The organism is Arthrobacter sp. B0490 (assembly GCF_002929355.1).
Taxonomy (GTDB): Bacteria; Actinomycetota; Actinomycetes; order Actinomycetales; family Micrococcaceae; genus Arthrobacter_D.
Genome location: NZ_PJIR01000003.1, coordinates 48,778 through 60,508, shown reverse-complemented (window position 1 = coordinate 60,508; position 11,731 = coordinate 48,778). Strand labels below are relative to the sequence as shown.

The window sequence follows — 11,731 nt, the reverse complement described above, 5'->3', positions numbered from 1 at the left end:
CCGCTGCTAGCGCCGCGCCTCGGCGCGGCCCTCGCGTGCCGCGTTCGCGGCCCCGGAGGCGAGCAGCTCCAGCGGGCCGCGTGCATGCACGCGCTGGAAGAGGATTCCGAGGGCCACGGCTGCGGCCACCTGCAGCCAGAAGAGCTGCAGCGGGTCCGGGAGCGGCACGAGCTTGTCGGCCCAGCTCATGACGCAGATGTGGAGGCTGTAGAGCGTCAGCGTCATCGCGCCGGGCGCCGAGAGGGGCAGGAGCGCCTGCGGGAACCGGCGCGTCAGCAGGAGGCACGCCGCGACGACCGCCGCCGCCGAGCCGGTCACGTGCACCAGGTCCAGGGTCGTGCCCGAGTGGGGGGCACTGACGGCGAGCCACCACCAGGAGCCCTCCTGGTCCACCCCTGCGAGCCCGACGTCGAGCATGGCCTCGAGCGGGTAGCGGCTGCCGTCCGGCGTCGCCAGGAGCGCCGCCAGCCCGCCGCCGGGCCCGAGGAGCTGCGCGCTGACGAACCGCGCGCCCACCGCGGCGACGATCCCCGCTCCGAGCAGGCCCGCCTGCACGCCGAGGCGGGAGAGGTCCAGCCGTCCGATCGCCATGCCGATCAGGAGGAAGCCGAGCCACTGCAGCGCGGGGTAGTAGCCGGTCAGGAAGATGTCGGCGGCCATCGTCCCCGGCACGAGGAAGTGCTCGAAGAGGGGATTGCCGCCGAGCGAGGACGGGACGACGCTCCCGGCCACGACGGGGCGCAGCAGGTAGGCCGCGACGGGCGCCAGCAGCACCCAGCCCGCGGCCCAGGCCGCGAGCGCCCGGAGGCGGAGCCCCGTGAAGGGCAGAGCGAGGAGGAAGAGCACGCCGTAGTGGAACAGGATGATCGCGATGTTCGTCTCGACGCCGCCGAGGACCAGGCCGATCAGGGCGATGATCACGGCCCGCACCGCGATGCCCGCGCGGTCCGCCGACAGCACGCGGTCCCGGTGGGGCGAGTGCCCGCCCGTCAGGAGGGCCAGGCCGATGCCGGCGACGACGGCGAACAGCCCCGAGGCGCGGCCGGAGAAGAGCAGGGCCGTCCAGGTGGCGTCGGTGGTGCCCGGCGCGTAGAGCGGGAGGATGTGCGTGCTCATCATGCCGAAGAGCGCCACGCCGCGGGCTGCGTCGATCCCGGTCAACCGCCGGGGGGCGGACTTCGTGTGCATCCCGCCATGGTCCCACAGGCACCCGCGTGCCCCGCGGGCCCGTCCTCCCCGACACCGCCCGAGCGGGTAACGTTTCACCCATGGCTGACACCCCCTCGCGCACGCTCCCGTTCGGTTCCCTCGTCACGGCGATGGTCACGCCGTTCACCGCCGACGGCGCCGTCGACTTCGACGCGACCGCCGCCCTCGCCGCCCGTCTCGTCGACGACGGCTGCGACGGCCTGGTGGTCTCCGGCACCACGGGGGAGACCTCCACGCTCGAGGACTCCGAGAAGGAGGACCTCTACCGCGTCGTCGCCGAGACGGTGGGGGACCGGGCCCGCGTGATCGCGGGCACGGGCACCAACCACACCTCCCACTCCGTGGAGATGGCACGCCGTGCCGAGCGCGCGGGCGCCCACGCGCAGCTCGTCGTGACGCCGTACTACAACAAGCCCACCCAGTCCGGCGTCGTGGCGCACTTCGAGGCCGTCGCCGCGGCGAGCGACCTGCCGATCATGATCTACGACATCCCCGGCCGGTCCGGCATCCCCATCACCACCGAGACGATGCTCCGGCTCGCCGAGAACCCGAAGATCGGCGCCCTCAAGGACGCGAAGGCGGACTTCGGCGCCGTCACGCGCGTCCTCGCCGCCACCGACCTCGACGTCTACTCCGGCGACGACGGCCTCACCCTGCCGTGGATGGCTGCGGGAGCCGTCGGCGTCGTCAGCGTCACCGCCCACGTCGCGACGGCGGCCTTCCGTGCACTCGTCGACGCGGCGTCCGCGGGCGACTTCACGGAGGCCCGCCGGGTCCATTTCGCCCTCGATCCCGTGATCCGCGCCGTCATGACACACATCCCGGGGGCCGTGTCCGCGAAGCACATCCTGCACCTCCAGGGCGTGCTGCAGAACGCCGTCGTGCGCCTGCCCCTCGTCGCTCCCGACCGGCACGAGCTCGAGCCGGTCCTCGCCGACCTCGCCGAGGCCGGCTGGGACCTCGCCCAGCAGGGCGGTCTGCGGGATACGCGCGCATGAGCGACGCCGCGGGCACCGGGCCCGCCCTGCGCGCCCTGCCGCCGGCGCTCGAACCCGGCACCCTCCGGGTGGTGCCGCTCGGCGGGCTCGGGGAGATCGGCCGCAACATGGCGGTCTTCGAGATCGACGGCAAGCTCCTGATCGTCGACTGCGGCGTGCTCTTCCCGGAGGAGAACCAGCCCGGCGTCGACCTCATCCTGCCCGACTTCTCCTACATCGAGGACCGGCTCGACGACGTCGTCGGCCTGGTCCTCACGCACGGCCACGAGGACCACATCGGCGCGGTCCCGTACCTCCTGCGGCTCAAGGCCGACATCCCCGTCATCGGTTCGCAGCTGACGCTCGCGCTCGTCGAGGCGAAGCTGCAGGAACACCGCATCCGCCCCTACACCCTCACGGTGTCCGAGGGGCAGATCGAGCAGCTCGGCCCCTTCGAATGCGAGTTCGTCGCGGTCAACCACTCCATCCCCGACGCCCTCGCCGTGTTCCTCCGCACCGAGGCCGGCACCGTCCTGCACACGGGCGACTTCAAGATGGACCAGCTGCCTCTCGACGGCCGGATCACCGACCTGCGCGCCTTCGCCCGCCTCGGAGAGGAGGGCGTGGACCTGTTCATGGTCGACTCGACGAACGCGGACGTGCCCGGCTTCACGACGGCGGAACGCGAGATCGGGCCCGTCCTCGAGAACCTGTTCGGGCAGGTGAGCAAGCGCATCATCGTCGCGTCCTTCTCCTCGCACGTGCACCGGGTGCAGCAGGTGCTCGACGCCGCGCACGCCCACGGCCGCTTCGTGTGCTTCGCGGGACGGTCGATGGTGCGGAACATGGCCATCGCCGCGAGGCTCGGCTACCTCAAGGTGCCCGAGGGCATCCTCGTGGACATCAAGAACGTGGACGACCTGCCCGACGACCGTGTGGTCCTCATGTCCACGGGGTCCCAGGGCGAACCCATGGCGGCGCTGTCCCGCATGGCCAACGGCGACCACCGCATCACCATCGGGCGGGGCGACACCGTGATCCTGGCGTCCTCGCTCATCCCCGGCAACGAGAACGCGGTGTTCCGCGTCATCAACGGGCTCCTGAAGCTCGGCGCCGACGTGATCCACAAGGGCAACGCCAAGGTGCACGTCTCGGGCCACGCGGCCGCCGGCGAACTGCTCTACTGCTACAACATCCTCCGCCCGAGGAACGTGATGCCCGTCCACGGCGAGACCCGCCACCTCATCGCCAACGGCAGGCTGGCGCAGCAGACGGGCGTGCCGGCGTCGAACGTCCTGCTGACCGAGGACGGCTCCGTGATCGACCTCGTGGGCGGCACGGCCCGCGTGGTGGGCTCCGTCGAGTGCGGCTACGTGTACGTGGACGGATCCAGCGTCGGCGAGATCACGGACGCGGACCTCAAGGACCGCCGCATCCTCGGCGAGGAGGGCTTCATCTCGATCATCACGGTCGTCAACCGGACCACGGGGAAGATCGTCTCCGGGCCGGACGTGCACGCGCGGGGGTTCGCCGAGGACGACTCGGTCTTCGACGAGATCAAGCCGCGGATCAGCGCCGCCCTCGAGGAGGCCGTGACGAACACCACCGAGCACACGACGTACCAGCTGCAGCAGGTGGTCCGGCGTACCGTCGGCACCTGGGTCAATCGCCGCTACCGCAGGCGGCCCATGATCATCCCGGTGGTCCTCGAGGCCTGACCCACCCTGCCGCCCGCCCGGCGGGCACGCCGTCCCGCTCGCCCGCCCGGCGGGCGGCAGGGCGAAATCCGCCGCTTCAGGGGGGCCGTCCGGTACCGTGAAGGGCATGGCCACTCGAACCTCCCCTGCCCCGCGGGGCCAGCAACAGACCCGCACCAGGGGGGCATCCGCCGCTGCAGGACCGTCCCGCGGCAAGGCGCCCGCGAAGGGGGCCACCCGCGCCCCGGCCAAGACCCGGCAGGTCCCGGTGACTCCCGAGCCGCAGTCCGAGGACCAGCTCGCGTTCCCGCTGCGGGCCGTCCAGGCTGTCTGGATGGGCATGGCCCGCGTCGTCGGGTCCGGTGTGCGCGCCTTCGGCCACGCCGTCGCTCCCGAGCGGGACGTGCGGCGCGACGGCTCCGGCTTCTTCCTCCTCCTGCTCGCCCTCGCGGTCGCCGCCGTCGAGTGGTGGGCCCTGACCGGCGTCCCCGCCGACATCGTGCACGCCGCCGCGGGCGGCACCTTCGGCTGGATGGCCCTGCTCGTGCCGTTCCTCCTCGGCATCGGCGCCGTCCGGCTCTTCCGGTACCCGGAACGCCACCGGGCGAACAACCGGATCAGCATCGGGCTGCTCGTCCTCCTCTTCGCCGGTTCCGGGATCGCGCACCTGGTCGGCGGCCGTCCGGGCCTCGCGGACGGGCTGGACGCGCTCTGGCGCGCGGGCGGCGTCGTGGGCTTCCTCGTCGCCGGGCCCCTCAGCGGCGTCCTCACGGCCTGGCCGGTGGGCGTCCTGCTCGCGGTCGCCGTCTTCATCGGGCTGCTGATCGTCACCGCGACGCCCTTCCGCCACATCCCCGCCCGCCTCCGCTCGCTCTACGAGCACCTGATGGGCCAGGACCCCGACGACGCCGGGCACGGCCGCGACGACGGTCACGACCAGAGCTATCTCTACGAGACGCACGGCTCCACGGCGACGCCGGAACCGAAGAAGCGCAAGCGCCTCTTCGGCAAGGACAAGGGAGACGCCCCCGCCGAGCGCGACGCCGAGGACGACGGCTACGTGGGGGACGAGGCGTTCGAGCGCGCCGTCATCGAGGACGAGGAGCGCCGGGCCCGCGAGGCCGAGGCCGCCGTACCGGCCGGTGTGCGCCGGCCCACGAAGCAGGAGCTCGCCGCCGCCGAGCTCAAGCGCTCGCCGGTCCGCGTGCCGCCGGTCGAGGCGCCGGAGCGCGCACCCGAGGGTGCCACCGAGGCCATCGACGTCGTGCCCGCCGCCAAGGCCCTGATCGTCCCGTCCACGCCCGTGCAGCCGCAGGTCCCCCCGACCCCCATCCCGCAGCGCACCGAGCAGCTGCAGCTCGCGGGAGACGTCGCCTACACGCTGCCCCCGTCGGACTACCTGCCCGCGGGCACCCCGCCGAAGGAGCGGTCGGAAGCGAACGACGCCGTCGTCGCCGCGCTCACGCACACCATGGACCAGTTCAACGTGGACGCGAAGGTCACGGGGTTCTCGCGCGGGCCCACGGTGACGCGCTACGAGATCGAACTGGCGCCGGGCACCAAGGTGGAGCGGGTCACCGCCCTGTCGAAGAACATCTCCTACGCCGTCGCCAGCTCGGACGTGCGGATCCTCTCGCCCATCCCCGGCAAGTCGGCCATCGGCATCGAGATCCCCAACACCGACCGCGAGACCGTGTCCCTCGGCGACGTGCTGCGCTCCGGGAACGCCCGCAAGACCGACCACCCGATGGTCATGGGTGTCGGCAAGGACGTCGAGGGCGGGTTCGTCGTCGCGAACCTCGCCAAGATGCCGCACCTCCTCGTGGCCGGGGCCACGGGCGCCGGCAAGTCCTCCTTCGTGAACTCGATGATCACGTCCATCCTCATGCGCTCGACGCCCGACGAGGTGCGCATGGTCATGGTGGACCCCAAGCGCGTGGAGCTCACCGCCTACGAGGGCGTGCCGCACCTCATCACGCCGATCATCACGAGCCCCAAGAAGGCCGCCGAGGCGCTGCAGTGGGTCGTCCGCGAGATGGACACGCGCTACGACGACCTCGCGAACTTCGGGTACAAGCACATCGACGACTTCAACAAGGCCGTCCGGAACGGGAAGATCGTCCCGCCCGAGGGGTCCAAGCGCGTCGTCCGGCCCTATCCGTACCTCCTGGTCATCGTCGACGAGCTCGCCGACCTCATGATGGTCGCGCCGCGCGACGTCGAGGACTCCATCGTGAGGATCACCCAGCTCGCGCGCGCCGCGGGCATCCACCTCGTGCTCGCGACGCAGCGACCCTCCGTCGACGTCGTGACCGGCCTGATCAAGGCGAACGTCCCGTCCCGCATGGCGTTCGCGACGTCCTCCGTGACCGATTCCCGCGTGGTCCTCGACCAGCCCGGCGCCGAGAAGCTGATCGGCCAGGGCGACGCCCTGTTCCTGCCGATGGGCGCCTCCAAGCCGATGCGCGTCCAGGGCGCCTGGGTCACCGAGTCGGAGATCCACCGCGTCGTCGAGCACGTGAAGGGCCAGCTCCAGGCGAGCTACCGCGAGGACGTCGCGGTCGAAGCGCCCAGGAAGCAGATCGACGACGACATCGGGGACGACCTCGAGGTCCTGCTGCAGGCCACCGAGCTGGTCGTCACGACGCAGTTCGGGTCCACCTCCATGCTGCAGCGCAAGCTCCGCGTGGGCTTCGCGAAGGCCGGGCGGCTCATGGACCTCCTCGAGTCCCGCGGCGTCGTCGGCCCGTCGGAGGGCTCGAAGGCCCGGGACGTCCTGGTGAAGCCCGACGACCTCGAGCCGGTCCTCGCCGCCATGCGCGGCGACGAGCCGCCGGTCCAGGCCCGTCCTGCCCAGGGGCCGGTCGACCTCGTCGCGGAGGACCTCGCGTCACGGCCGCAGGCCGTCGACTACTACGACGGCGAGGACGCGTCCGGGGACGGCGACGACGGCGACAACGATGCCTGGAACCTCACCGGCAGGTAGCCTGAGACGGTGAACAGCTCCCCGAGCCCGGCGGTGCCGGTCCTCAACATCGCGAACGTCCTGACCGTCGTGCGGATCCTCCTGGTCCCGTTCTTCATCTGGTTCCTCCTGCTCGACGACGGGCGGGACGGGCTGTTCCGCTGGCTCGCGGTCCTCACCTTCGCGGTGGCGATCTACACGGACAAGCTCGACGGCGACCTCGCGCGCAGCCGGGGGCTCATCACAGACTTCGGCAAGATCGCCGACCCCATCGCCGACAAGCTGCTCATCGGGTCGGCGCTCGTGCTGCTGTCCGTGCTGGGGGAGCTGTGGTGGTGGGTGACCATCGTCATCCTGGTCCGCGAGATCGGGATCACGCTGCTGCGGTTCGCCGTCATCCGGTACGGCGTGATGCCCGCCTCGCGCGGCGGCAAGCTCAAGACCGTCGTCCAGACCGTCGCCATCCTGCTGTTCCTCATCCCGCTGCAGGCCCTGCTCGGGGACTGGGCCTGGTGGCTCGGTGCCGCGGTCATGGCGGCCGCGGTCGTCATCACCGTCGTGACGGGCGTCGACTACGTCGTCCAGGCGATCCGCCTCCGGGCGGGCGCCCGGAAGTGACCGGCGAGGAACTCGCGTCCGACGTCGTCGCCGTGGCCGCCCGCCTGGGCCTCACCGTCGCGACGGCGGAGTCCCTGACCGCGGGGATGGTCGCCGCGACCCTCGCCGGGGTGCCGGGCGCCTCGTCCGTCCTGCAGGGCGGCATAGTGGCATACCAGGTGTCCGTCAAGCGGAACCTTCTGGGCGTCGATGCGCAACTCCTCGCGGAGGCCGGCGCCGTCGATCCCCGCGTGGCGGCAGCCATGGCGGAGGGGGCCCGGTCGGCGCTCTCGGCCGATATCGGCGTCGCGACCACCGGTGTCGCCGGCCCGGCAGCGCACGAGGGGAAGCCCGTCGGCACCGTGTTCACGGCGATCTCGAGCGTCTCCGGCACGGAAGCCGTCGCCCACCACTTCTCCGGCGGCCGCGACGCCATCCGGATCGCGTCCCGCGACGCGGCGCTCCGCGAGCTCCTCGGGGTGCTGGCCAGGGGAACAAACGGTGCCCAAGGGTAGTTATAAACAATGCCGGCCGTTGGTAGGGTTGGCGACTCAGGCTCAAGCAGGACGGGCAGGTCATCACGGCGCATGTGCCCCCCGGGGCAGTGCCCACTCATGAGGGAGCAAGGCGATACAGATGGTAAAGCAGCCCGTATCCGTAAACGGCGTGGTCCGTTGGCGTGATGTGGGGTTGGCAGAGGATGCACAACGCAAGCCCAAGGAGCGCAAAATGGTAGTTCTTCGCCATGAGATCGGCGATGTCCTCCGGGACGTGCGCCAGCGCCAGGGCCGAACCCTGCGAGAGGTATCGCACAGCGCGAGGGTCTCCCTCGGATATCTCAGCGAGGTCGAGCGTGGCCAGAAGGAAGCATCCTCCGAACTCCTCTCATCAATCTGCAGTGCACTCGAGGTGCCGCTCTCCTCGATGCTGCGGGAAGTCAGCGACCGCCTGGCAGTAGCAGAAGGCGTCTCCATCCCGGACACCATCCCGCAGGAGTTCTCGCGGGAATTCGGGGACGACCTCACCGACGAACTGAACGACGACTTCCGTCGGGGCCTCGCGGCGACGAACCGCTAGGACCCCCACGACAAGGAAGGCCCGTCCCCGAAGGGACGGGCCTTCCTGCTGTCCGCTACCAGTTGTCCTTGGTGTAGGTGTTGTTCAGCTGGGCGATCAGGGTACCGAGGCGCGTGAGGTCCGCGACGTCCCAGTCCTCCATCAGCTGGTGGAACGCCTGCTTGCGGGCGCTCTGCGCAGCGACGAGCTGGTGCGTCCCGGCCTCGGTGAGGGAGATCGCCTGGGCGCGCCCGTCGAGGGGATCTGCCTCCTTCTGCACCAGTCCGAGCTGCTCGAGCATGGCGATCTGGCGGCTGACCGACGGCTTGCCGACACCCACGCTGGCCGCGATGTCCGTCAGGCGCATCGAGCCCTCGCGCTGCAGGATCACCAGGAGCCCGTAGGCCGCCGGCTCCATGTCGGGGTGCACGCGCCGGGCCACCTTGTACGAGTTGGACCGCGCACGCCGCCACAGCATGCTGAGCTGCTGCTCGAGTGCCTCGATGGCTGCATCGGTGTCGGCATCGTCCCCGGGGTAGGCTGCAGTGCCCGGGCCGGGATCCTTGGTGCTCGGCTTCGCGTTCATGGGGCAATTGTAGGGTGACGCGTCGGCGGGACACCATGCGACGGAGAATGGACCGATGCGCACGGCGGCGCCCCCGGGACCGCCGCACGGCAACGACGAGAGCAAGGGACGGCACATGCGGCTGAGCGACTTCTGGCGACTGATGGACGACGAGTTCGGGGCGGGGTACTCGAGGACTCTCGCCCGGGACCTCGTCGTCGACCGCCTCGGCGACAGGACCGCGGCCGAGGCCCTGGGCGCCGGTGTCGATCCGAAGGCGGTCTGGGAGGCGGTGTGCCGGGCGCAGGACGTGCCGCGGGAGCGCTGGCTCGGCCGGGACATCAGGCCCCGCTGACACCGGGTGCGACACCGGCGGCAGGGCCTGCCCGAACACGCGGGAGGGTCGCGGATAATCGAATATCTGTTCGGACCGCGGTATGATGGTCGTGGCGGAGGGGCGCTCTTGTGCACATACCGGCGGCGCCCTCTCAAACTGTCGGCGCAGGCCCATACAGTCGTACCGAACACGTAAACCGGCCAGTTGGCCATGGACAACCGAGGTGAAGAATGGCCGCTCCAGACCGCGAGAAAGCCCTCGAAGCTGCTCTCGCCCAGATCGACAAGCAGTACGGCAAGGGTTCCGTCATGCGTCTCGGCGACGAGGTCAGGGCCCCGATCGAGACGATCTCCACCAGCTCCATCGCCCTGGACGCCGCACTCGGCATCGGTGGGCTGCCGCGTGGCAGGGTCGTCGAGATCTACGGACCGGAGTCCTCCGGTAAGACGACCGTCGCCCTCCACGCCGTCGCCAGCGCACAGCGCAATGGCGGCATCGCCGCCTTCATCGACGCCGAGCACGCCCTCGACCCGGAGTACGCGAAGAGGCTCGGCGTGGATACCGACGCCCTCCTCGTCTCGCAGCCGGACACCGGCGAGCAGGCACTCGAGATCATGGACATGCTGATCGGCTCGGGATCGATCGACATCATCGTCATCGACTCCGTCGCAGCCCTCGTGCCGCGTGCGGAGATCGAGGGTGAGATGGGTGACAGCCACGTCGGCCTGCAGGCCCGCCTGATGAGCCAGGCGCTCCGGAAGATCACCGGCCGCCTGAGCCAGACCAAGACCACGGCCATCTTCATCAACCAGCTGCGCGAGAAGATCGGCGTGTTCTTCGGAAGCCCGGAGACCACCACGGGCGGCAAGGCGCTGAAGTTCTACGCGTCGATCCGCATCGACGTGCGTCGCATCGAGACCCTCAAGGAAGGCGTGAACCCGGTGGGTAACCGGACCCGCGCCAAGATCGTCAAGAACAAGATGGCGCCGCCCTTCAAGCAGGCCGAGTTCGACATCCTGTACGGCTACGGGATCTCCCGCGAGGGCGGCCTGATCGACGTGGGCGTCGAGAACGGGCTGGTCAAGAAGTCCGGAGCCTGGTTCACCTACGAGGGGGACCAGCTGGGGCAGGGCAAGGAGAACGCCCGGAAGTTCCTCAAGGACAATCCCGGCCTGGCGGACGAGCTCGAACAGAAGATCAGGGTCAAACTGGGCATCGGTGTCCAGGCCGAGGAAGAGGCCGAGACACCCAAGCTCAAGGCTGTCAGCGGCGAGTAGGTCCGGTGCCGTCCGATAGCGGAACCGAACCGGTCGGATGGGGCACCGTGTCCGGGCTGTTCGGTTCCGACAGCTCGGAGGGTGCGGCCGATCCTCCCGGTCCGGCGACCCCCCGCCGGTCGTCCTTCGGACGGCGGGGGTCCGCGCCCTCCGCGTCGTCCGCCTCGTCCTTCGGTGCCAGGAGCTCCGCGGGGAAGCGGCAGGCCCGCACGGGCGGTCGGAGGGACGGTGCGCGCCGCTCGCCGTTCGACGACCCGTTCGGACCGGTCGTCGGTTCGTCCGCCGACGCTCCGACGGCGGACGCCGTCGTGCGCGACGTGGGGGAGGGGCCGGCGCAGAACGACGCCGCCCCCCGACGTACCGGGCGCGGGGGGACGAAGCGCAGCGGCGCCGGCCGCGGGGGCGACGGCACGACACCGCATCCGGGAGCTACGGAAGATCCGGACGTGGCGGACGGTGGGGCCGGGAAGAGCGACGAGGAGTGGGCGTCGGAGGCGCGGTCCGTCCTGCTGCGCCAGCTCGCCCTCGGTCCCCGGAGCCGCCATCAGCTCGACCAGAAGCTCGCGGGCCGGGACGTCCCGCCCGCCATCGCCTCCTCCCTCCTCGACCGTTTCGAGGAGGTCCAGCTGATCGACGACGCCGAGTTCGCGCGGATGTGGGTGCGGACCCGGACGGCCGCGAAATCGTTGTCCCGCTCGTCGCTGAGGCGCGAACTCGCGGACAAGGGCATCGACCCGGACCTGGCGGAGGATGCGCTGCTGCAGCTCTCCGACGAGGACGAGCACGAGCAGGCGCGCGAGGTCGCGCGCCGCAGGCTGCGCAGCAGCGCCGACCTCTCGGACCGGGCCGTCCGCGAGAAGGAGGTGCGCCGCCTCGTCGGCGTGCTCGCCCGTAAGGGCTACAGTCCCGGCACGGCCTTCTCGATCGTCAAGGACGTCGTCGCGGACGAGCGCACCGAGGACTGACGGGCCGGCGGGATTGTGGGCGTCCGCGCCGCCCGCCGTACGCTTGATGGCGTGAGCATGACAGTCCCGGTTCCCCTCGGCGGAAC

At 70.9% G+C, this 11,731-nt stretch carries 11 protein-coding genes; 9 read left to right on the top strand and 2 right to left on the bottom strand.

The window, feature by feature from the left end:
* Nucleotides 1–6: 6 nt before the first annotated feature.
* Complete coding sequence (locus CXQ97_RS05850) at nucleotides 7–1,188, bottom strand: heparan-alpha-glucosaminide N-acetyltransferase domain-containing protein (RefSeq protein ID WP_104179926.1); 1,182 nt, start codon at nucleotides 1,186–1,188, stop codon at nucleotides 7–9.
* 80 nt (nucleotides 1,189–1,268) lie between these two features.
* Here CXQ97_RS05850 and dapA point away from each other — a divergent pair, with 80 nt between their 5' ends.
* The 6 genes from dapA to CXQ97_RS05820 all read left to right on the top strand — a co-directional run bounded on the left by dapA (nucleotide 1,269) and on the right by CXQ97_RS05820 (nucleotide 8,522).
* Nucleotides 1,269–2,207 (top strand): 4-hydroxy-tetrahydrodipicolinate synthase, encoded by a 939-nt coding sequence (gene dapA / locus CXQ97_RS05845; RefSeq protein ID WP_104179925.1) that lies wholly within the window; start codon nucleotides 1,269–1,271, stop codon nucleotides 2,205–2,207.
* Complete coding sequence (locus tag CXQ97_RS05840) at nucleotides 2,204–3,904, top strand: ribonuclease J (protein ID WP_104179924.1); 1,701 nt, start codon at nucleotides 2,204–2,206, stop codon at nucleotides 3,902–3,904. Before dapA ends, CXQ97_RS05840 begins: the two co-directional genes overlap by 4 nt.
* 106 nt (nucleotides 3,905–4,010) lie before the next feature.
* Complete coding sequence (locus CXQ97_RS05835; RefSeq protein ID WP_104179923.1) at nucleotides 4,011–6,869, top strand: DNA translocase FtsK; 2,859 nt, start codon at nucleotides 4,011–4,013, stop codon at nucleotides 6,867–6,869.
* Between the two features lie 9 nt (nucleotides 6,870–6,878).
* Nucleotides 6,879–7,466, top strand: a complete 588-nt coding sequence (pgsA, locus tag CXQ97_RS05830; RefSeq protein WP_104179922.1) for a CDP-diacylglycerol--glycerol-3-phosphate 3-phosphatidyltransferase — start codon at nucleotides 6,879–6,881, stop codon at nucleotides 7,464–7,466.
* Nucleotides 7,463–7,960, top strand: coding sequence for a CinA family protein (locus CXQ97_RS05825; protein ID WP_104179921.1), 498 nt, complete (start codon nucleotides 7,463–7,465; stop codon nucleotides 7,958–7,960). The genes pgsA and CXQ97_RS05825 overlap by 4 nt, the downstream gene beginning before the upstream one ends.
* A gap of 121 nt (nucleotides 7,961–8,081) precedes the next feature.
* Entirely contained in the window at nucleotides 8,082–8,522 is a 441-nt protein-coding gene (locus tag CXQ97_RS05820) for a helix-turn-helix domain-containing protein (RefSeq protein WP_104179920.1), read from the top strand.
* A gap of 55 nt (nucleotides 8,523–8,577) precedes the next feature.
* Here CXQ97_RS05820 and CXQ97_RS05815 read toward each other — a convergent pair whose 3' ends face one another.
* Nucleotides 8,578–9,087, bottom strand: coding sequence for a MarR family winged helix-turn-helix transcriptional regulator (locus CXQ97_RS05815; RefSeq protein WP_104179919.1), 510 nt, complete (start codon nucleotides 9,085–9,087; stop codon nucleotides 8,578–8,580).
* A 115-nt stretch (nucleotides 9,088–9,202) separates the two neighbouring features.
* Between CXQ97_RS05815 and CXQ97_RS05810 the strand changes: the two genes are divergently transcribed.
* The 3 genes from CXQ97_RS05810 (at nucleotide 9,203) to CXQ97_RS20255 (ending at nucleotide 11,645) form a co-directional block, all read left to right on the top strand.
* Nucleotides 9,203–9,421, top strand: a complete 219-nt coding sequence (locus CXQ97_RS05810) for a DUF3046 domain-containing protein (protein ID WP_104180303.1) — start codon at nucleotides 9,203–9,205, stop codon at nucleotides 9,419–9,421.
* 212 nt (nucleotides 9,422–9,633) lie between these two features.
* Complete coding sequence (gene recA / locus CXQ97_RS05805; RefSeq protein ID WP_104179918.1) at nucleotides 9,634–10,680, top strand: recombinase RecA; 1,047 nt, start codon at nucleotides 9,634–9,636, stop codon at nucleotides 10,678–10,680.
* A gap of 5 nt (nucleotides 10,681–10,685) precedes the next feature.
* Nucleotides 10,686–11,645 carry a RecX family transcriptional regulator gene (locus CXQ97_RS20255; RefSeq protein ID WP_258062331.1) on the top strand — a complete coding sequence of 320 codons (960 nt, stop codon included), beginning with the start codon at nucleotides 10,686–10,688 and terminating at the stop codon, nucleotides 11,643–11,645.
* Nucleotides 11,646–11,731: the final 86 nt, after the last annotated feature.

What these genes read in the sequence shown, in the direction of transcription:
- CXQ97_RS05810 (WP_104180303.1), top strand. Translation starts at nt 9,203, where the DNA reads ATGCGGCTGAGCGACTTCTGGCGACTGATGGACGACGAGTTCGGGGCG.
- CXQ97_RS05815 (WP_104179919.1), bottom strand. Translation starts at nt 9,087, where the DNA reads ATGAACGCGAAGCCGAGCACCAAGGATCCCGGCCCGGGCACTGCAGCC.
- dapA (WP_104179925.1), top strand. Translation starts at nt 1,269, where the DNA reads ATGGCTGACACCCCCTCGCGCACGCTCCCGTTCGGTTCCCTCGTCACG.
- recA (WP_104179918.1), top strand. Translation starts at nt 9,634, where the DNA reads ATGGCCGCTCCAGACCGCGAGAAAGCCCTCGAAGCTGCTCTCGCCCAG.
- CXQ97_RS05835 (WP_104179923.1), top strand. Translation starts at nt 4,011, where the DNA reads ATGGCCACTCGAACCTCCCCTGCCCCGCGGGGCCAGCAACAGACCCGC.
- CXQ97_RS05820 (WP_104179920.1), top strand. Translation starts at nt 8,082, where the DNA reads ATGGTAAAGCAGCCCGTATCCGTAAACGGCGTGGTCCGTTGGCGTGAT.
- CXQ97_RS05840 (WP_104179924.1), top strand. Translation starts at nt 2,204, where the DNA reads ATGAGCGACGCCGCGGGCACCGGGCCCGCCCTGCGCGCCCTGCCGCCG.
- CXQ97_RS05850 (WP_104179926.1), bottom strand. Translation starts at nt 1,188, where the DNA reads ATGCACACGAAGTCCGCCCCCCGGCGGTTGACCGGGATCGACGCAGCC.